Source organism: Metapseudomonas otitidis (assembly GCF_900111835.1).
Lineage (GTDB): Bacteria > Pseudomonadota > Gammaproteobacteria > Pseudomonadales > Pseudomonadaceae > Metapseudomonas > Metapseudomonas otitidis.
In genome coordinates this window covers 34,904-52,694 of record NZ_FOJP01000022.1, presented here as the reverse complement: position 1 = coordinate 52,694, position 17,791 = coordinate 34,904, and the positions used below count along the sequence as shown (strand labels likewise).

The window sequence follows — 17,791 nt, the reverse complement described above, 5'->3', positions numbered from 1 at the left end:
TCAGCAGGACCTCCTCCCTTGCTGTGACGCCCCGACCACCGCCCTCCACGCGAGAGCAGCACATGAGCGGTTTCGTCGGCGGCGACACCACCCCCAAGGCCTTTACCCTGGTCAATGACGGTTTCTGGCCGGACATCGACGCCGACCACCTGCGCGAAGCCCAGCGCATCGCCGGCACCATCACCAACGCCCGCCTGGAGCTGGCCACCGTCAACGCCATGCTCAGCGTCAACAGCGACCTGGTCACCCGCCGGGCCGAATGGATCGCCAAGGGCTACGCCACCCTCGCCGACGTGCCCAGCCCGACGATCAACGGCATCAGCGCCAAGGTCCACGCCTACCAGCGCGCCGTGTACTGCGCCACCAGCGCCGAGATCGCCGAGCGGTACCGCAGCTACGACGCCACCAACAGCGGCGAGCAGAAGGCCGCCGAAGAGGTGGACAGCATCGCCGAGTACCGCCGCGACCAGCGCTGGGCCATCCGCGACCTGCTGGGCATCGGCCGCACCACCGTGGAGCTGATCTGATGAACAGCGTCCGCGCGCTCCAGGGCGACACCGTCGACGCCATCTGCTGGCGGGTCTACGGGCGCACCGCCGGCCTCACCGAGGCGGTGCTGGAGGCCAACCCCGGCCTGGCCGACCTCGGCCCGGTCATCCCCCAGGGCCACCGGGTCACCCTCCCCGCCCAGGCCCCGCAACCCCAACGTCAAACGGTGAACCTATGGGACTGATCTACCTCGCCCTGTACAAGGCGCGGGGCAGCCTGTTCAACCGCCTCATCCGCGTATGGACACGCTCGCCCTACAGCCACTGTGAACTGGTGATGCCCGACGGCCGCTGGCTGTCCGCCTCCGGCCGGGACGGCGGCGTGCGCGCCAAGCGCATCGAGCTCGACCTCGCCCACTGGGACCTGATCCCGCTGCCCTGGGCTGACGCCCAGCTCATCGAGCAGGTATTCACCGCGCACCAGGGCAAAGGCTACGACTGGCTCGGCCTGCTCGGCAGCCAGCTGGTCCCGCTCACCATCGACAACCCCCGCCGCATGTTCTGCAGCGAGTTCTGTGCCGCCGCCCTGGGCTTCCCCCTGGCCCAGCGCTACAGCCCCGCCCTCCTCGGCGAGGTCGTACGGCGGATCCACGCCATCCACGCCGGACACTGGAATGAAGCGCATGCCTGACCGCCCCGAAACCTGGGCCTGGTTCTTCGCCTGGCTCGAACACAACTGGCCCGGCCTCTACGCCGGCCTGCTGGCCGCCCTCATCGCCGGCCTGCGCGTCATCTACGGCGGCGGCACCCTGCGCCGGGTGCTGCTGGAGGCCCCGCTGTGCGGCCTGCTGGCCCTGTCCGTGAGCCACGGCCTGGGCCTGGTAGGCATCCCGCCCGGATCCGCGCCCTTCTTCGGCGGCGCCATCGGCCTGCTGGGGGTCGAAGGCGTCCGCGCCCTCGCCCGCCGCTTCTTCAACCGCAAGGTGGACACCCTATGACCCCGCTCAAACACGGCGACCGCTCCCAGGCCGTCGCCCAGTTGCAGAAAGCCCTCGTCGCCCAAGGCGCCACCCTCGCCGTGGATGGCGACTACGGCGACGCCACCGAGCAGGCCGTGCGCGCCTACCAGACCCGCATCGGCCTGGTGGCCGACGGCATCGCCGGCGACAAGACCCTCGCCGCCCTCGCCGGGCAGGACACCGGCCGCCTGCTCAGGCACGCCGACCTGGTGGCCGCCGCCAAACGCCTCGGCATCGAGCTGGCCGCGCTCTACGCCGTCAACGAGGTGGAGAGCCGGGGCCAGGGCTTCCTCGCCAACGGCCGCCCGGTGATCCTCTTCGAGCGCCACGTCATGCTCGCCCGCCTCAAGCTGACCCGCGCCCCGAGTGACGACGTACAGCAGCTGGAGCAGCGCGCCATGGAGCTGGCCGCCAAATTCCCCAACCTGGTCAACGCCGCACCCGGCGGCTACGCCGGCGGCACCGCCGAACACCAACGCCTGGCCAGTGCCCGCCAGCTGGACGACACCTGCGCCCTGGAGTCCGCCAGCTGGGGCCTGTTCCAGATCATGGGCTACCACGCCACCGCCCTCGGCTACCCCAGCGTCCAGGCCTTCGCCGAGGCCATGCAGCGCAGCGAGGCCGAGCAGCTCGACGCCTTCGTCCGCTTCATCGAAGCCGACCCGGCCCTGCACAAGGCCCTCAAGGGGAAAAAGTGGCCCGAGTTCGCCCGCCGCTACAACGGCCCCGCCTACGCCCGCAACCTCTACGACGTGAAGCTCGAACGCGCCTACGCCCGGCACATCGAGGCCGCCGCGTGAGTCCCCTGCGCCAGGCCCTCTACGGCCTCGCCCTGCTGGCCGCCCTGGGCGTGCTGCTGTGGACCCAGCACCTGCGCACCCAGGCCGAGGACGCCCGCGCCGAGCTGGACGACCAGCGCCTGCAGCAGGCCGAGCAGCGCATCGAGCGCCAGGCGCAGACCATCACCCAGCTGGACCAGGCCCTGCAGGCCGAACGCACCGCCCAGGCACAGCTGCGCACCCTCCAGGCCCAACTGCGCCAGGGCCTGGCCCAGCGCGAGCGCACCCTCAAGGAGCTGACCCATGCCGACCCCGACCTGCGGACCTGGTCCGCTCTGCCTCTGCCTGCTGCTGCTCGCCGGCTGCGCGAGCGCCCCGCCCTCAGCGGAGCGGACGCTTACCGTGACTGGCTGTCCCGCAGTGGTGCCGTGCCAATTGCCGGCGACGGCACCGACCGCTAACGGCGACCTGCTCAGCGACAGCGAACGCCTCGAAGCCGCCTGGGCCGACTGCGCCGCCCAGGTGGATATGGTCTACCGCCACCAACAGGGCCAGCCATGAACAAACCCACCAGCCTGCGCCGGCACCTGATCGACGCCGTGGCCGAGCTGCGCAACGACCCCGACCGGATCCTGGTGTTCATCGACAACGGCAACGTCCGTTGCACCCTGGCCGCCAGCCTCTCCTTCGAGTACGCCTACGAGCTGCAGGTCATCATCACCGACTTCGCCGGCCACCCCGACGCCATCTTCCTGCCCCTGCTGGCCTGGCTACGGGTCAACCAGTCGGAGCTGCTCGCCAACCTGGAGCGGAACAAGGAAGCCATCGGCTTCGAGGTGGACGTCCTGGCCAACGACAAGGTGGACCTGGCCATCAAGCTCCCCCTCACCGAGCGGGTGGTGGTCAAGCGCCAGGACGACGGCCGCCTCGACATCAGCCACCCCGAGGAACCGCAATACTCCGAACAGATCGAAACCGACGCCGTGCAGGTCTTCGCCAACGGCCAGTTGCTGGCCAGCTGGCCCGCCGTGAAGCCGGCGGATGTCCTGCTGCTGGATGTCCCGCACCCCAAGGTGCCCGCGCGTGGCTGATACCCTCGACGACCTGAGCGACTGGCTCACCCCGCTCATCACCCGCCTGCAACCCAACGAGCGCAGTCGCCTCGCCCGCCAGGTCGCCCAGGGCCTGCGCCGCAGCCAGCAGCAGCGGATCCTCGCCCAGCGCAACCCGGACGGCTCCGCCTACGCCCCCCGCAAAGCGCAGGACCTGCGCGGCAAGGCCGGACGCATCAAGCGCAAGGCCAAGATGTTCACCAAGCTGCGCACCGCCCGCTACGTCAAGGCCAAGGGCGGCGCCGAGGGCGCCACCGTGGGCTTCGCCGGCCGCATTGCCCGCATCGCCCGCGTCCACCAGTACGGCCTGCGGGACCGCCCCGCCCCCGGCGCCCGCGACGTGCAGTACGCCAAGCGCGAGCTGCTCGGCCTCACCGATGCCGAGCGCGACCTCATCCGCGACCAGGTCCTGGCCCACCTCAGCCTGTAACAGCCCGCCCTACAACACCGCGCGGCTGCATCACGCGCGCGTGGCCGCCACCATCGGCGGCATGAACGATCTCGCCACCCTCGCCCGCCTGCTGGAAAACCTCATCCGCCTCGGCACCGTCGCCGAGGTGGACCATGCCGCCGCGCGCGTGCGGGTGCAGAGCGGGCAGCTGCTTACCGGCTGGCTGCCCTGGCTGGCCCCTCGCGCCGGAGCCGACCGGGAATGGAACCCGCCCACCCCGGGCGAGCAGGTCGTGCTCTTCAGCCCCTCCGGCCAGACCGCCAACGGCGTGGCCATCGTCGGCCTGTTCAGTGACCAGCACCCTGCCAATGGCGACCGCCCAGGCCTGCACCGGCGCACCTACCGCGACGGCGCGGTGATCGAGTACGACAGCGTCGCCCACCACCTGCGCGCCATCCTGCCGGCTGGCGGCAGCACCGAGCTGGTGAGCACCGGCGGCATCAGCATCACCGGCGACATCACCCACCAGGGCAACTACACCCAGACCGGCAACCAGAACGTCACCGGCACCGTCACCGTGAGCACCGACGTGGTCGCCGCCGGCATCAGCCTGGTCAAGCACAAGCACATCGGGAACCTCGGTGCCCCCACGAGTCCGCCACTATGAACCGTGAAACCGGCGCCGCCATCGATAACCTGGAGCACATCCGCCAGAGCGTGGCGGACATCCTCACCACCCGGCTCGGCACCCGCATCATGCGCCGCGAGTACGGCAGCCAGCTGGTGGACCTGCTCGACCAGCCGGCCAACCTCACCACCCGCCTGCTCGCCTATGCCGCCATCACCATGAGCCTCATGCGCTGGGAGCCCCGGCTGCGCATCAGCCGCGTGCAGCTGAGCGACGTCAACCTGGCCGGCCAGGTCGTGCTCACCCTCGACGCCACCGTCATCGACACCAACGAAGCGCACAACCTGAGCATCCCCCTGAGCCTGGGGGCGTCCGTATGAAGGTCTGGACACCCATCGACCTGGCCGCCCTGCCCGATCCGGCGGTCATCGAGCAGCTGGACTACGAGCAGATCCTGGAGCAGCGCAAGGCCACCCTGCTGGCCCTGTGGCCCGAGGCCGAGCGCGCGGAGATTGCCGCTCGCCTGGCGCTGGAGTCCGACCCACTCAACAAGCTGCTGCAGGAGAACGCCTACCGCGAGCTGGTCTGGCGGCAGCGGGTCAACGAGGCCGCCCTGGCCACCCTCCTGGCCAAGGCCCGTGGCGCCGACCTGGACCAGGTGGCCGCCAACTACAACGTGCGCCGCCTGGTGGTGACGCCCGCCACCGACCAGGCCCCGGCGGTGATGGAGGGTGACGACGCCCTGCGCGAGCGCGCCCAGATGGCCTTCGAGGGCCTGAGCACCGCAGGCCCGCGAAATTCCTACATCTTCCACGCCCGCAGCGCCGACGGCCGGGTGGCCGATGCCACCGCGGAGAGTCCCAGCCCGGCCGTGGTGGTGGTCACCATCCAGGCCCTGGCCGGCGACGGCACCGCCCCGGCGGACCTGGTGGCCGCTGTGCAGGCCTACCTGTCCGACGACGACCGCCGTCCCGTCGCGGATCGCCTCACCGTACAGGGCGCCCAGGTGCTGCCCTACAGCATCAACGCCGTGCTCCACCTGGCCACCACCGGCGCCGAGGCCGAGCCCATCCGCACTGCCGCCCTGGCGCGGCTCAACACCCTGGTGCGAACCCGCCGCCGCCTCGGCGTGGAGGTCTCCGCCTCGGCTATCTACGCCGCCCTCCACGTGGAAGGCGTGCGCAAGGTCAGCCTGAGCAATTGGACCGACATCGTCCCCACCCCCGCCCAGGCCGCCTACTGCACCGCCATCCACCTCACCACCCAGGAGGCGCAGTGAGCCGGCCCCTGGTACCCGGCAACTCGACCCTGCTGGAACGCAGGGCCACGCAAGCCCTCGCGCAGATCGAAGCGGTGCCCATCCCCCTCCGCACCCTGGCCGATCCCGATGCCTGCCCGGTGGAGCTGCTGCCCTACCTGGCCTGGGCGTTCTCCGTGGACCGCTGGGACGCCAACTGGCCCGAGAGCGTCAAGCGCAAGGTGATTCGTGCGTCCTGGTACGTGCACGCCCACAAGGGCACCATCGGCGCCCTGCGCCGCGTGGTGGAGCCCCTGGGCTACCTGATCCGCGTCATCGAGTGGTGGCAGCTCGCCCCCAACGGTGTGCCGGGCACCTTCGCCCTGGACATCGGCGTGCTCGACTCCGGCATCACCGACGAGATGTACCAGGACCTCAACCGCCTGATCGACGACGCCAAGCCGGTCAGCCGGCACCTGGTAGGCCTGGCCATCAGCCTGGAGACCCGCGCCGAGATCCACGTGGGTGCCGCCGCCCTGCTGGGCGACACCCTCACCGTCTACCCGTACGACCCCGGCCCCATCGTGGTCGGCAGCGAGGCCGTGCGCTTCGCCGCCGCCGAACACTCCATCGACACCATGAGCGTCTACCCATGACCCAGACCTACTACGCCGTGCTCACGGAAGTGGGCGAAGCCAAGCTCGCCAACGCCACCGCACTCGGCACGCCCCTGCAGCTCACCCGCATGGCCGTGGGCGACGGCGGCGGCAGCGTGCCGGTGCCCAACCGCAGCGCCAAGAACCTGGTGGGCGAACGCTACCGGGCCAACCTCAACACCCTGCAGAAGGACCCGCTCAACGGCAGCCAGGTGATTGCCGAGCTGGTCCTGCCGGAGACCGTCGGCGGCTGGTGGATCCGCGAGATCGGCCTCTTCGACGCCGCCGGCGACCTGATCGCCTACAGCAACGCCCCCGAGACCTACAAGCCGCAGATGGCTGAAGGGTCCGCGCGTACCCAGGTGGTGCGGATGGTGCTGCTGGTCAGCAGCGTCGCCGCCGTGGAATTGAAGGTGGACCCGTCCGTCGTGCTGGCCACCCGCGAGTTCGTGACCACCACCGTGGCCGCCGAACTGGCCAAGCTCGACGCCAAGCAATCGGTGCGCTACGCCACCACCGGCAACGTCGTCCTCTCCGGCCTGGCGGTGCAGGCCAACGGCGACTGGCCCTCGGCTCTCAGCGCAGGCGACCGCATCCTGGTGAAGAACCAGAACAGCGCCAAGGACAACGGCCTGTGGGCCGCCTCCAGCGGCGCCTGGACCCGCACCGCCGATGCCGACATCGACGCCAAGGTGACCCCCGCCCTCACCGTATCGGTGGAGAGCGGCACCACCCTGGCCGACACGGTCTGGCAACTGGTCACCGATGCCCCCATCGTGGTGGGCACCACCGCCCTGGCCTTCCAGGACATCACCAACGGCCTGGCGCGCCTGGCCTCCCCCGCGTTCACCGGCAACCCCACGGCGCCCACCCCGGCGCAGTTCGACAACGACACCAGCCTGGCCACGACGGCCTTCGTGCAGCGGGCAATGGGTAACTTCTCCGGGCAGACCAGCTACAGCGCCAGTACACAGCTCACCGCTGCAGATGCGGGCAAGCTGATCCTCATCTCGGCCGCCAGCACCACCCCCACACTCACCTTGCCGGACGCTGCAAGCGTCCCTGTGGGCACGGCGTTCTGGTTCTGCGGCAATGCCCAGAACTTCCCCCCGATCATCGCCGCGAAAGGGACTGATAGCCTGGTTCGGCCAGACTCCAGCGTGGGCAGCATTCAAATGTCCGCCCACGGGACGCTACTTGTGCGCAAGGCCGCGAGTGGAGCGTGGTTCATCTCGGATGGCACGGACGCATTCAGGTACATGCATTCACTCTTTGGGGCCTCGCTCGGCGCCACTGGCTACCGCCGCACCCCCAGCGGCGACATCGAGCAATGGGGCCTGGTTGTGGCTGCGCCGAGCGGGTCGAACACCGTGATCACCCTCCCGACTGCCTACACCGTCGGCGTGCACCACATCGGCATCGCCTTCGCCAACTTCACCAACGACGAAGCCGTCGGCTCGGCGCCGGTCATGCAGGCACGCGCCAGTGGTCTAGGGACGATCACCGTGCGCAACCTGCACACCGGCTCGGCCAGCTTCTTCTGGACCACCAAGGGGAAATGAGCATGCTCACCTACTTCAGCCCATCCACCTGTTTTCTCTACCGCATGGATGTCTACGAGGGGCACCTTCCCGAGGATGCCGTGGCCGTGTCCGACCACGAGTACGCAGCCCTCCAGGCCGGCATATCGGCCCGGAAAATCCTGGTACCCGGCCCCGATGGGCGCCCGCTTCTGCAAGATCCGCCGGTTGTTCCAGCCACCGCCGCAACGCTCTGCAGCAGGGTGGACATGGCCGCCGACGCGGCCCGCCGCACCGTGGCAGGCGACCCGCTGCGCGCCGTGGAGTACGAACGCGCCGCCGCCGAGGCCCAGGCCTTCGCCGCCGCCGACTACCAGGGCGAGGTACCGCGCAGCGTCGCCGCCTGGGCCATCAACGGGCGCACCCCGCGCCAGGCTGCCGACAGCATCCTGGCCGAGGCCGCCGCCTACGCCGAGGCGCTGTACCAGATCCGCGAGACGCGCCTGCAGGCCAAGGAGCTGATCCGCCAGGCAATGGCCGAAGGCGACAGCGCCCGGGCCGAGGACATCGCCGCCGAGACCATCGCCGCCATCGAGGCCGCCATCCACGGCGTCGGAAACGCCGGCCGCTGATTTCCCAGGGGTGGGTTGGCCCCGCTTCGGCGGGGCTTTTTTATGCGCGCCTTGTAGCCCGGCCCGCTACAAAGCCCGCCTGTCGCCGCGCCGTCGCGCGCGCGGCAGCCTGTGCACTGTCATTCAACCGAACAGGCACAGACCATGGCCGACTACCTCCACGGCGTCCGCGTTCTCGAAATCAACGAGGGCGTGCGCCCCATCCGCACCGTTTCCACCGCCGTCATCGGCATGGTCTGCACCGGCGCCGACGCCGACGACGCGACCTTCCCCCTCAACACCCCGGTGCTCATCACCAACGTGCAGACCGCCGTCGGCAAGGCCGGTACCCAGGGCACCCTGGCCGCCAGCCTGCAGGCCATCGCCAACCAGACCAAGCCGCTGACCATCGTGGTGCGCGTGGCGGACGGCACCGGCGAGACCGAGGCGCAGAAGGCCGCCTCGCTCAAGTCCAACCTCATCGGCACCACCACCCCCGACGGCAAGTACACCGGCATGAAGGCCTTGCTATCGGCCAAGGGACGATTGGGCGTGGTGCCGCGCATCCTCGGGGTGCCGGGGCTGGACAGCCAGGAGGTGGCCGCCGCCCTGGTGAGCATCGCCAAGGACCTGCGGGCCTTCGCCTACGTCAGCGCCCACGGCTGCAAGACCAAGGAAGAGGCCGTCGCCTACCGCAACAACTTCGGCGCCCGTGAATGCATGGTGATCTGGCCCGACTTCCAGAGCTGGGACACCACCGCCAACGCCACCGCCGTCTCGCCCGCCGTGGCCATCGCCCTGGGCCTGCGCGCCAAGCTCGACCAGGAGGTGGGCTGGCACAAGACCCTTTCCAACGTCGCCGTCAACGGCGTCACCGGCATCAGCGCCGACGTCTGGTGGGACCTGCAGAACCCCGCCACCGACGCCAACTACCTCAACAGCAACGAAGTCACCACCCTCATCCAGGAGGCCGGCTTCCGCTTCTGGGGCTCGCGCACCTGCAGCGAGGATCCGCTGTTCGCGTTCGAGAACTACACCCGCACCGCCCAGGTGCTGGCCGACACCATGGCCGAGGGCCAGTTCTGGGCCATCGACAAGCCCATGCACAGCAGCCTCATCCGCGACATCGTCGAGGGCATCAACGCCAAGTTCCGCGAGCTGAAGGCCCAGGGCTACATCATCGACGGTGCCTGCTGGTACGACCCCGCCGCCAACGACGAGACCACCCTCAAGGCCGGCAAATGCTTCCTCGACTACGACTACACCCCCGTGCCGCCGCTGGAGGACCTGACCCTGCGTCAGCGCATCACCGACCGCTACCTCGCCACCTTCGCCGCGCAGATCAGCGGCTGACCCATTGCACGCGCGGCCCCGCCGCGCCGTAGGAGATCCCCAGCATGGCCATGCCCAGCAAGCTCAAGAACATGATGCTGTTCAACGATGGCGTCGCCTACGGCGGCCTCGCCAAGACCGTCACCCTGCCGCCCCTGAGCCGCAAGATGGAGGGTTATCGCGGCGGCGGCATGCACGGCACCGTCAAGGCCGACCTCGGCCTCAGCGACGACGGCATCGTCGTCGAGTGGACCGCCGGCGGCCTGGTCACCCACGCCATCCGCCAGTTCGGCGCCACCTCCGCCTCGGCCGTCCCGTTGCGCTTCGCCGGCGCCTACCAGGCCGACGACACCGGCACCGTCAACACCGTGGAGGTGGTCCTGCGTGGCCGGCACGAAACCGTCGAGATGGGCGACGCCACCCCCGGCGAAGACACCGAGCAGAAGGTCACCACCACCTGCAGCTACTACAAGCTCACCGTCGACGGTGAGGTCCTGGTCGAGATCGATCTCCTCAACTTCATCGAGATCATCGACGGCAAGGACATGCTCGAAGCCCAGCGCAAGGCCATCGGCCTCTAACCCCGGCGCCCGGCCCAGGGCGCCCCACCCCAGAAGGACCCCACCATGAAGATCGACAACGACAACCTGGTACCGCTCGACACCGCCATCAAGCGCGGCGAACAGAAGATCACCAGCCTGGAGCTGCGCAAGCCCTCCGCCGGCGAGCTGCGCGGCGTGCACCTGGGCGAGCTGCTGCAGCTGGACGTCAACAGCCTGATCAAGGTCATCCCGCGCATCAGCATCCCGACCCTCACCGAGCACGAAGTGGCCGCCATGGACCCGGCCGACCTGCTGGCCGTGGGCACCAAGGTCGCCGGTTTTTTGCTCTCGAATGCGGCGAAGAAGGAAGCATCCCTCGCCGTGTAGAGGACGCCATGGCGGATCTCGCCGTGGTGTTCCACTGGGCGCCGGCCGACATGGACCGGCTGCACCTGCGGGAATTGATGGAATGGCGCGAGCGCGCCCGTGTAAGGAGCCAGGCCGATGGCTGACAACCTGATACTCAAGGTCACGCTGTCGGCCCTGGACAAGGCAGCGGCGCCCCTGCGGCGCATCCAGGGCGGCGCCATCGGCGCCGGCCGGGAGCTGAAGGCTGCCCGCGACCGTCTCAAGGAATTGAACGCCCAGCAGCGCGACGTCTCTGCCTGGCGCGCCCAGTTCAACGCCGCCCAGGACACCGAGCGCGCCCTGGGCGCCGCCCGCGCCCGCGTGCAGGCCCTGAGCCGGGAGATGGCCAACACCACCGTGCCCACCCGGCAGATGACCCGCGACCTGCGCGGTGCCATCCGCGAGGCCACGGCCCTCAAACGCCAGCACGGCGAGAACCAGGTGCAGCTCCAGGGCCTGCGCAGCAAACTGGCCGCCGCCGGCATCGACACCCGCAAGCTGGGCAGCGCCGAGCGCGAGCTGCGCGGGCAGGTCGCGGCCACCACCCGCGCCATCGGCCAGCAGGAGGAACGGCTCAAGCGCATCACCACCCAGCAGAAGCGCCTGGCCGCCGCACGTGGCCAGTACGACGCCTCCCAGGCCCTGGCCGGCAGCATGGCCGGCGTGGGTGCCGGCTCCGCCGCTGCAGGCGCCGCCATGGGCGCGCCCGTGGTGGCCACCGCCAAGGCCTACATCGACTTCGAGGACGCCATGCTGGGCGTGGCCAAGCAGGTGGAAGGCGCGCGGGACGATAGCGGCAAGCTCACCTCGGTGTATTTCGAGATGGGCGACTCCATCAAGGCCCTGGCCGAGCGCATCCCCATGGCCACCACCGAGATCGCCGCCCTGGTGGAAGGCGCCGCTCGCATGGGCATCCAGGGCAAGGACAACCTGCTGGGCTTCACCCAGGTGGCCGCCAACGCCGCCACCGCCTTCGAGCTGCCGGCCGACCAGATCGGCGAGAACCTGGCGCGTATCGCCAACCTCTACAAGCTGCCGATCAAGAACGTCGACCAGCTGGGCGACGCCATCAACTACCTGGACGACAACGCCCAATCGAAGGGTGCCGACATCATCGAGGTCATGCAGCGCACAGCCGGCATCACCGCCTCGGTGGGCATGAGCTTCAAGGACGCGGCCGCCCTCGGCTCCACCTTCCTGACCCTGGGCGCCTCGGCCGAGGTGGCCGCCACGGCCACCAACGCCATGATCCGCGAGCTGGCGATCGCCCAGTCGCAGCCCAAGCGCTTCCAGCAGGGCCTCAAGGCGCTGAAGATGTCCGCCAAGGACATCCAGCTCGGTATGTCCAAGGACTCCACCGGCACGATCCAGAAGGTTCTGGAGGCCATCAAGAAGCTGCCCAAGAACGAGCAGCTCACCGTCAGCACCCAGCTGTTCGGCAAGGAGTACGGCGACGACGCCGCCAAGCTCGGCGCCAACATCGAGGAGTACCGCCGCCAGCTCGCCCTGGCCAACTCCGAAGCCGCCAAGGGCTCCATGCAGCGCGAGGCGGACATCCGCGCCGAATCCCTCTCGGCCCGCCTGGAGATGGCCAAGAACCGCGCCTTCAACCTCTCCGCCACCCTGGGCGAGACCCTGCGCCCGGCCATCGTGCGGCTGGTGGAGGGCTTCAACCGCATCCTGGAGCGCGTCACCACGTGGGTGAAGGCCAACCCCGAGCTGGCCTACACCATCCTCAAGGTGGTGGCGGGCCTGGCGGGCCTGGCCACGGTGTTCGGCACCCTCACCCTGGGCATGGCGTCCCTGCTGGGGCCGTTCGCCATGTTCCGCTACGCCATGATGCTGGTAGGCATCAAGGGCGGCGGCCTGGCCAGCGTACTGCTCAACCTCGGCCGCACCGTGCTGCCCATCGTCGGCCAGGCCATCCTGTGGATCGGCCGCGCGCTGATGATGAACCCCATCGGCCTGGCCATCACCGCCATCGCCGTGGCGGCACTGCTGATCTACAAGTACTGGGACCCGATCAAGGCGTACGTGATGAGCCTGTGGGCCGAGATCAAGGCCGGCTTCGACGGCGGCATCGGCGGCATCACCCAGCTCATCATCAATTTCAGCCCCCTGGGCCTGTTCTACCGGGCCTTCGCCGGCGTGATGAACTACTTCGGCGTGGAGATGCCGGGCAAGTTCTCCGAATTCGGCAGCATGCTCATGCAGGGCATGGTCAACGGCATCACCAACGGCCTCGCCGCCGTGAAGGACAGCATCACCGGCGCCGCCGACAGCACCATCACCTGGTTCAAGGAGAAGCTCGGCATTCACAGCCCCTCACGGGTCTTCGCCAGCCTGGGCGGCTTCACCATGGCCGGCCTGGTGCAGGGCCTGGCCGGTGGCGAGGGCGACGTGCTGGGGCAGATCAGCAGCACCGCCCGGCGCCTCACCGAGGCCGGTGCCGGCATGCTGGGCATGGGCAGCGGCATCCGCCTGGACACCCGTGCCCCGGTCCAGGCTGCCGGGGGCGGCGGCACCGTCGTCCAGGGCGACACCATCCACATCACCATCCACGCTGCCCCCGGAACCGACGTGGCCGGCCTGCGGCAGCAGATCAACCAACTGCTCGACGAGCGCGAGCGCAGCAAGGCCGCCCGGGTGCGCTCCCGCCTGAGCGACCGGGAGTAAACGCACCATGATGATGGCCCTCGGCATGTTCGTGTTCAGCCTGCACACCCTCGCCTACCAGGAGCTGCAGCGGCAGACCGAATGGCGCCACCCCAGCAGCAGCCGGGTGGGCACCAACCCGGCCCGGCAGTTCGCCGGCCGGGGCGACGACACCCTCACCCTGCCCGGGATCCTGCTGCCCGAGCTGGCCGGCAGCCTGCTCAGCCTCGACGCCCTGCGGGAGATGGCCAACACCGGCAAGGCCTACCCCATGGTGGAGGGCAGCGGGCGGATCCTCGGGCTGTGGGTGATCGAGCGGGTGAGCGAGACGCGCACGCTGTTTTTCCCCGACGGCACCCCGCGCCGCATCGAGTTCAGCCTGGGCCTGACGCGGGTGGACGACGGCCGCACCGACCTGCTCGGCGCCGCCAGCGCCATGGGCGTGAACATCCTGCGGAGAATCCTGCTGTGATCGAGAGCCTGGTGGATTCCGCCCTGGGCATCCTGCGCGATGCCGCCCGCAGCGCCCTGGGCGACAACGACTACCCCGCGCCGATCTTCCGCCTGAGCGTGGACGGCCTCGACATCGCCCAGCAGGTGAGCCCGCGCCTGATCAGCCTCAGCCTCACCGACAACCGGGGCCTGGAGGCGGACCAGCTGGACATCAGCCTCAGCGACCACGACGGCCTGCTGGCCATCCCGCCCAAGGGCGCCGTGCTGCGCCTGTGGCTGGGCTGGACCGATACCGGCCTGGTGGACAAAGGCACCTTCACCGTGGACGAGACCGAGCACAGCGGCATGCCCGACGTGCTCAACATCCGAGGCCGCAGCGCGGATCTGCGCAAGCAACTCAAGGTCAAGCGCGAGCTGAGCTACAGCGGCACCACCCTGGGCGAGGTGATCCGCCAGATCGCCCAACGCCAGGGCCTGGTGCCCGTGGTGGCCGAGGCCCTGGACGCCCAGCCGGTGCTGCAGCTGGACCAGGCCAACGAGTCCGACGCCAACATCCTCACCCGCCTGGGCGAGGACTACGACGCCGTGGCCACGGTGAAGGCCGGCCGCCTGCTGTTCCTCGGCGGCAACGGCGGCAAGACCGCCAGCGGCGCCGAGCTGCCCCACATCACCCTCACCCGCGCCGACGGCGACCAGCACCGCTACCTGGTGGCCGACCGCGAGGCCTACGACGGCGTGCGCGCCTACTACTACAACGTCAACAGCGCCAAGAAGGAGGAGGCCATCGCCGGCGGCGGCGACAACCTCAAGGACCTGCGCCACACCTACAGCGACCAGGCCAGCGCCCTCCGCGCCGCCCGCAGCGAGTGGAACCGCCTGCAGCGCGGCAGCGCCACCCTCAGCTACAGCCTGGCCAAGGGCCGCCCGGACCTCATCCCCGAACTCACCTACACCCTGCAGGGCGTGAAGGACGAGATCGACGCCATCGTCTGGCACGGCGGCAACGTGCAGCACAGCCTCACCGCCGACGGCGGCTACACCACCAGCCTGGAGCTGGAGAGCAAACTGCCCGAAGACCTGGTGGATGCGCTGTACGAGGAAGTGCCCGGCGACTACACCGGCGTGATCGCCTACTACCGGGACAAGAAGACGGGGAAGGAAGCCAGCGTTACCGCTGGCGACCAGAGCAAACCGAAGCGCCTACGGCACCTGTATGCGAGCAAGGCGAATGCGAAGCGGGCGGTGGAGATGGAGTGGAACAAGTTGCATCAGGTGAACGCAACGCCTCAGAGTTCCTAGTAGTATTAAGCCTCAACATCAGGCGCGGAACTCCCTATGAAGGACATAGCCACCCAACTCATAAGCGGCGACTTTTCTAGCATCTGGCTTATTCTAGTTGTCGGAGCCTTAACTTTAGTGTCTAACTATTTAGGCACTAGAGTCACGAAAACTGCAGAATTCAAATCTCTCAAGGAGCAATTCAGCACAATTCTTGATCAACAAAAATCGATTGCCTCCAGCATAGGCAGTATTAACCATGACTTCAATATTCAAGCGACAGCCTTCCAAATCAAATTAAATCACTACGAAGAAAAATCCATAGTAGCAATAACATCCTGTTATGAGGGCGCCATTGCGCTCCGCGTAAGCATTATGGAGTTTTTCGAAACAAGCAAAACAGATGAAGACATTGAGAGAGCTCGCCAAAAAATAGCCGACTTCAGTACCTTACTGCTCACACAGACGATATGGTTGCCGCCACCAGTTCTGGAGCTTTTTAATGATTTACATGAGGAGTTGAAGAGACAAACTTCTGTTTATCTCCGTACATTTAGGTCATTACGCAAGAGTGCAACCACTGATGCGGTTGAACTGGAAGTTATCCGTCAGATTCAGAGTGATTTTTTTGACTTGGCAGTTGTGCTAAGCGAGCGATTGGCTGATCTAGGAGGGCAAATCTCCGACTACATACACGCAACTATGCAGAAAGCCTCTAGTCAACTAAGCGAAGTTCCCCCCACCGACTCACATACCCCGGCGACTTGAGCGCCTGTTTCATCGCCCACCCCGCCTCGTAGGGCACCGCTGCCAAGCGCACGGTGCCGCGCCCCATTCGCTGATTGATCCGGTCCAGCGTTGCCATCAGCTCTGCGCTGCGCGGCCGTGGGCTGGGGGCGAACAGGTCGGCCTGGATCTGCCCGGGCCGCACGAAGTCCATCAGCAGCACCCCCGCCTTCTGGTACCGGTAGCCGGGCTGGTAGATCGCCTCCAGCCCGGCCAGGGCGGCGCGCACCAGCTCGCGGGTGTCGTGGGTGGGGTACGGCAGCGGCACGCTGGCAGTGCGCGCGTACTGGCGTTCGGTGGGGTTGAACACCCCGGTGCGGATGTACACCTGCAGGCGCTGGCAGTAGTCGCCCTGGCTGCGCAGCTTCTCGCCGGCGCGGCTGGCGTAGGTGGCCACCGCCTCGCGCAGCGGCTCCAGGGCGGTGAGGCGTTCGGAGAACGAACGGCTGCAGGCGATCATCTGTTTCGGCTCGGGACCGTCGTCCAGGGCGTAGCAGGCCTCCCCGCGCAGCTCGCGGATGGTCTTCTCCACCACCACGCTGAACAGCTTGCGCATGGTAGTGGCGTCCTGCTGGGCCAGGTCCCAGGCGGTGCGTATGCCCATGGCCTCGAAGTGCCCGAGCAGCTTGCGGCCGACGCCCCACACCTCGCTCACCGGCGCATCGCGCAGCAGGGCCTCGCGCTGCTCCGGCCGGGTGGCCACCACCACGCCGCTGCGCGATCGCTTCTTCGCCGCCCAGTTGGCCAGCTTGGTGAGGGTCTTGGTGGTGGAGATGCCGATGCCCACGGGCATGCCCACCAGGCGCGCCACCTCGGCCTTGACGTGGCGGCCGTAGGCGGCCAGGGGCTGGTTGAGGCCGGTGAGATCCAGGAAGGCCTCATCGATGCTGTACACCTCTACGCGCGGCGCCAGGCCGCGCAGCACGTGCACCACCCGCGCGGAGATGTTGCCGTACAGGGCGTAGTTGGAGCTGAACACCTCGATGCCGTGCAGGGCGATGCGTTCGCGCAGCTTGAAGTAAGGCTCGCCCATGGCGATGCCCAGCGCCTTGGCCTCGTTGCTGCGGCTGATCACGCAGCCGTCGTTGTTGGACAGCACCACCACCGGCAGGCCGCGCAGATCGGGGCGGAACAGCCGCTCGCAACTGACGTAGAAGTTGTTGCAGTCCACCAGGGCGAAGACGCGGGGCATGTCAGGCGCCGGCGAGGGCGTGAATGTTGTGGGTGACCACGCCGAACACCTCCAGCTCGTCCTCGGCGGCGAGGCGGATGTCCGGGTAGGCGGGGTTGGCCGAGCGCAGCACGGGCAGGCCGTTCTCCAGCTCCAGGCGCTTGCAGGTGAAGTCCCCGCGCACGATGGCCACCACCACCTGGCCCGGGCGCGGGGTGAGGGAGCGGTCCACCACCAGGGTATCGCCCCGGTAGATGCCGGCGCCGGTCATGCTGTCCCCGCCTACGCGCAGGTAGAACGTCGCCGCCGGGTGGCGCACGAACAGGTCGAGCACGTCCAGCTCGGCCTCGATGTGGTCATCCGCCGGCGAGGGGAAGCCGGCGGACACCAGGCAGGAGAACAGGGGCAAGCGCACGAGGCCGGGCTTGTATCGGCCAAGCAGGGTGAGGGGCATTACGTCGACTCCGGAACGGCCGCAGGGCGTTCGGCGTGTCGTGTCAGAGCCAGGGCAGAGATGAAACGGATGGCGGTGGCGCGATCGGCCCCCTCCAACTGCTTGAACCACCGCAGCACGAGCACATCCTCCGCCGTGAGGGGGATGGTCTGGGGCTCTACGGGGAGAGTCTGCACGCTCGACAACATACGCCAACTCCTTGCGCAAATACTGTATACGCATACAGTATATCCAGCCGAAGGCGTTGCCAACTGGGTCTCATACCAATGGC

Annotated in this window: 24 protein-coding genes and 1 pseudogene; 23 read left to right on the top strand and 2 right to left on the bottom strand. The window is 68.4% G+C overall.

The annotated features are described in order from the left end of the window. Positions 1-62: 62 nt before the first annotated feature. The 23 genes and pseudogenes from BM198_RS25155 to BM198_RS29880 all read left to right on the top strand — a co-directional run bounded on the left by BM198_RS25155 (position 63) and on the right by BM198_RS29880 (position 15,877). Positions 63-527, top strand: a complete 465-nt coding sequence (locus BM198_RS25155) for a head completion/stabilization protein (protein WP_074973348.1) — start codon at positions 63-65, stop codon at positions 525-527. Next, positions 527-733, top strand: coding sequence for a tail protein X (locus BM198_RS25150; RefSeq protein ID WP_074973346.1), 207 nt, complete (start codon positions 527-529; stop codon positions 731-733). Before BM198_RS25155 ends, BM198_RS25150 begins: the two co-directional genes overlap by 1 nt. After that, entirely contained in the window at positions 724-1,179 is a 456-nt protein-coding gene (locus BM198_RS25145) for a hypothetical protein (RefSeq protein WP_074973344.1), read from the top strand. The genes BM198_RS25150 and BM198_RS25145 overlap by 10 nt, the downstream gene beginning before the upstream one ends. Then, the gene (locus BM198_RS25140) at positions 1,163-1,486 is read left to right on the top strand and encodes a phage holin, lambda family (RefSeq protein WP_208610383.1); all 324 of its coding nucleotides are present in this window, start codon (positions 1,163-1,165) and stop codon (positions 1,484-1,486) included. Before BM198_RS25145 ends, BM198_RS25140 begins: the two co-directional genes overlap by 17 nt. Next, positions 1,483-2,307 carry an N-acetylmuramidase domain-containing protein gene (locus BM198_RS25135; RefSeq protein WP_074973339.1) on the top strand — a complete coding sequence of 275 codons (825 nt, stop codon included), beginning with the start codon at positions 1,483-1,485 and terminating at the stop codon, positions 2,305-2,307. The genes BM198_RS25140 and BM198_RS25135 overlap by 4 nt, the downstream gene beginning before the upstream one ends. Beyond that, positions 2,202-2,669: pseudogene (locus BM198_RS25130) on the top strand (hypothetical protein); the annotation flags it as partial. The gene BM198_RS25135 and the pseudogene BM198_RS25130, both read left to right, overlap by 106 nt. Next, complete coding sequence (gene lysC, locus BM198_RS30580) at positions 2,590-2,847, top strand: Rz1-like lysis system protein LysC (RefSeq protein ID WP_240924787.1); 258 nt, start codon at positions 2,590-2,592, stop codon at positions 2,845-2,847. The pseudogene BM198_RS25130 and the gene lysC, both read left to right, overlap by 80 nt. Next, positions 2,844-3,377, top strand: coding sequence for a phage tail protein (locus BM198_RS25125; RefSeq protein ID WP_074973335.1), 534 nt, complete (start codon positions 2,844-2,846; stop codon positions 3,375-3,377). The genes lysC and BM198_RS25125 overlap by 4 nt, the downstream gene beginning before the upstream one ends. After that, positions 3,370-3,828, top strand: a complete 459-nt coding sequence (locus BM198_RS25120) for a phage virion morphogenesis protein (RefSeq protein WP_074973333.1) — start codon at positions 3,370-3,372, stop codon at positions 3,826-3,828. Before BM198_RS25125 ends, BM198_RS25120 begins: the two co-directional genes overlap by 8 nt. A gap of 61 nt (positions 3,829-3,889) precedes the next feature. Next, entirely contained in the window at positions 3,890-4,456 is a 567-nt protein-coding gene (locus BM198_RS25115; RefSeq protein ID WP_074973430.1) for a phage baseplate assembly protein V, read from the top strand. Further along, on the top strand, positions 4,453-4,797 hold the full coding sequence (locus BM198_RS25110; protein WP_074973331.1) for a GPW/gp25 family protein: 345 nt from the start codon (positions 4,453-4,455) through the stop codon (positions 4,795-4,797). Before BM198_RS25115 ends, BM198_RS25110 begins: the two co-directional genes overlap by 4 nt. After that, on the top strand, positions 4,794-5,696 hold the full coding sequence (locus tag BM198_RS25105; RefSeq protein WP_074973329.1) for a baseplate J/gp47 family protein: 903 nt from the start codon (positions 4,794-4,796) through the stop codon (positions 5,694-5,696). The genes BM198_RS25110 and BM198_RS25105 overlap by 4 nt, the downstream gene beginning before the upstream one ends. Next, positions 5,693-6,310 carry a phage tail protein I gene (locus BM198_RS25100; RefSeq protein ID WP_074973327.1) on the top strand — a complete coding sequence of 206 codons (618 nt, stop codon included), beginning with the start codon at positions 5,693-5,695 and terminating at the stop codon, positions 6,308-6,310. The genes BM198_RS25105 and BM198_RS25100 overlap by 4 nt, the downstream gene beginning before the upstream one ends. Next, positions 6,307-7,872 (top strand): phage tail protein, encoded by a 1,566-nt coding sequence (locus BM198_RS25095; protein WP_074973325.1) that lies wholly within the window; start codon positions 6,307-6,309, stop codon positions 7,870-7,872. Before BM198_RS25100 ends, BM198_RS25095 begins: the two co-directional genes overlap by 4 nt. A 2-nt stretch (positions 7,873-7,874) precedes the next feature. Continuing rightward, entirely contained in the window at positions 7,875-8,462 is a 588-nt protein-coding gene (locus BM198_RS30255; protein WP_083422477.1) for a hypothetical protein, read from the top strand. Between the two features lie 144 nt (positions 8,463-8,606). Next, positions 8,607-9,794, top strand: a complete 1,188-nt coding sequence (locus tag BM198_RS25085; RefSeq protein ID WP_074973323.1) for a phage tail sheath protein — start codon at positions 8,607-8,609, stop codon at positions 9,792-9,794. A gap of 44 nt (positions 9,795-9,838) precedes the next feature. Beyond that, complete coding sequence (locus BM198_RS25080) at positions 9,839-10,354, top strand: phage major tail tube protein (protein ID WP_074973321.1); 516 nt, start codon at positions 9,839-9,841, stop codon at positions 10,352-10,354. Positions 10,355-10,399: 45 nt separating this feature from the next. Beyond that, on the top strand, positions 10,400-10,702 hold the full coding sequence (locus BM198_RS25075; RefSeq protein ID WP_074973318.1) for a phage tail assembly protein: 303 nt from the start codon (positions 10,400-10,402) through the stop codon (positions 10,700-10,702). Between the two features lie 8 nt (positions 10,703-10,710). Continuing rightward, positions 10,711-10,827 carry a GpE family phage tail protein gene (locus tag BM198_RS25070; protein ID WP_074973316.1) on the top strand — a complete coding sequence of 39 codons (117 nt, stop codon included), beginning with the start codon at positions 10,711-10,713 and terminating at the stop codon, positions 10,825-10,827. Continuing rightward, on the top strand, positions 10,820-13,399 hold the full coding sequence (locus BM198_RS25065; protein ID WP_074973314.1) for a phage tail tape measure protein: 2,580 nt from the start codon (positions 10,820-10,822) through the stop codon (positions 13,397-13,399). Before BM198_RS25070 ends, BM198_RS25065 begins: the two co-directional genes overlap by 8 nt. Positions 13,400-13,406: 7 nt before the next feature. Then, positions 13,407-13,850: a phage tail protein gene (locus BM198_RS25060; protein ID WP_074973312.1), complete on the top strand. Its 444-nt coding sequence runs from the start codon at positions 13,407-13,409 to the stop codon at positions 13,848-13,850. A gap of 8 nt (positions 13,851-13,858) precedes the next feature. After that, positions 13,859-15,130: a phage late control D family protein gene (locus tag BM198_RS25055; protein WP_083422478.1), complete on the top strand. Its 1,272-nt coding sequence runs from the start codon at positions 13,859-13,861 to the stop codon at positions 15,128-15,130. 36 nt (positions 15,131-15,166) lie between these two features. After that, the gene (locus BM198_RS29880; protein ID WP_139233707.1) at positions 15,167-15,877 is read left to right on the top strand and encodes a hypothetical protein; all 711 of its coding nucleotides are present in this window, start codon (positions 15,167-15,169) and stop codon (positions 15,875-15,877) included. Here BM198_RS29880 and umuC read toward each other — a convergent pair. Both umuC and BM198_RS25045 read right to left on the bottom strand, forming a co-directional pair. Further along, positions 15,825-17,087, bottom strand: coding sequence for a translesion error-prone DNA polymerase V subunit UmuC (gene umuC, locus BM198_RS25050; RefSeq protein WP_074973308.1), 1,263 nt, complete (start codon positions 17,085-17,087; stop codon positions 15,825-15,827). The two genes, BM198_RS29880 and umuC, sit on opposite strands and share 53 nt — an antisense overlap. Before the next feature lies 1 nt (position 17,088). Further along, a complete protein-coding gene (locus BM198_RS25045; protein WP_074973306.1) occupies positions 17,089-17,520 on the bottom strand; it encodes a LexA family protein in 432 nt (143 codons plus the stop codon). Positions 17,521-17,791: the final 271 nt, after the last annotated feature.

Coding starts and splice junctions, on each gene's coding strand:
- BM198_RS25155 (WP_074973348.1), top strand. CDS start 63: ATGAGCGGTTTCGTCGGCGGCGACACCACCCCCAAGGCCTTTACCCTG.
- BM198_RS25150 (WP_074973346.1), top strand. CDS start 527: ATGAACAGCGTCCGCGCGCTCCAGGGCGACACCGTCGACGCCATCTGC.
- BM198_RS25145 (WP_074973344.1), top strand. CDS start 724: ATGGGACTGATCTACCTCGCCCTGTACAAGGCGCGGGGCAGCCTGTTC.
- BM198_RS25140 (WP_208610383.1), top strand. CDS start 1,163: ATGAAGCGCATGCCTGACCGCCCCGAAACCTGGGCCTGGTTCTTCGCC.
- BM198_RS25135 (WP_074973339.1), top strand. CDS start 1,483: ATGACCCCGCTCAAACACGGCGACCGCTCCCAGGCCGTCGCCCAGTTG.
- lysC (WP_240924787.1), top strand. CDS start 2,590: ATGCCGACCCCGACCTGCGGACCTGGTCCGCTCTGCCTCTGCCTGCTG.
- BM198_RS25125 (WP_074973335.1), top strand. CDS start 2,844: ATGAACAAACCCACCAGCCTGCGCCGGCACCTGATCGACGCCGTGGCC.
- BM198_RS25115 (WP_074973430.1), top strand. CDS start 3,890: ATGAACGATCTCGCCACCCTCGCCCGCCTGCTGGAAAACCTCATCCGC.
- BM198_RS25110 (WP_074973331.1), top strand. CDS start 4,453: ATGAACCGTGAAACCGGCGCCGCCATCGATAACCTGGAGCACATCCGC.
- BM198_RS25105 (WP_074973329.1), top strand. CDS start 4,794: ATGAAGGTCTGGACACCCATCGACCTGGCCGCCCTGCCCGATCCGGCG.
- BM198_RS25095 (WP_074973325.1), top strand. CDS start 6,307: ATGACCCAGACCTACTACGCCGTGCTCACGGAAGTGGGCGAAGCCAAG.
- BM198_RS30255 (WP_083422477.1), top strand. CDS start 7,875: ATGCTCACCTACTTCAGCCCATCCACCTGTTTTCTCTACCGCATGGAT.
- BM198_RS25085 (WP_074973323.1), top strand. CDS start 8,607: ATGGCCGACTACCTCCACGGCGTCCGCGTTCTCGAAATCAACGAGGGC.
- BM198_RS25080 (WP_074973321.1), top strand. CDS start 9,839: ATGGCCATGCCCAGCAAGCTCAAGAACATGATGCTGTTCAACGATGGC.
- BM198_RS25075 (WP_074973318.1), top strand. CDS start 10,400: ATGAAGATCGACAACGACAACCTGGTACCGCTCGACACCGCCATCAAG.
- BM198_RS25070 (WP_074973316.1), top strand. CDS start 10,711: ATGGCGGATCTCGCCGTGGTGTTCCACTGGGCGCCGGCCGACATGGAC.
- BM198_RS25065 (WP_074973314.1), top strand. CDS start 10,820: ATGGCTGACAACCTGATACTCAAGGTCACGCTGTCGGCCCTGGACAAG.
- BM198_RS25060 (WP_074973312.1), top strand. CDS start 13,407: ATGATGATGGCCCTCGGCATGTTCGTGTTCAGCCTGCACACCCTCGCC.
- BM198_RS29880 (WP_139233707.1), top strand. CDS start 15,167: ATGAAGGACATAGCCACCCAACTCATAAGCGGCGACTTTTCTAGCATC.
- umuC (WP_074973308.1), bottom strand. CDS start 17,087: ATGCCCCGCGTCTTCGCCCTGGTGGACTGCAACAACTTCTACGTCAGT.
- BM198_RS25045 (WP_074973306.1), bottom strand. CDS start 17,520: ATGCCCCTCACCCTGCTTGGCCGATACAAGCCCGGCCTCGTGCGCTTG.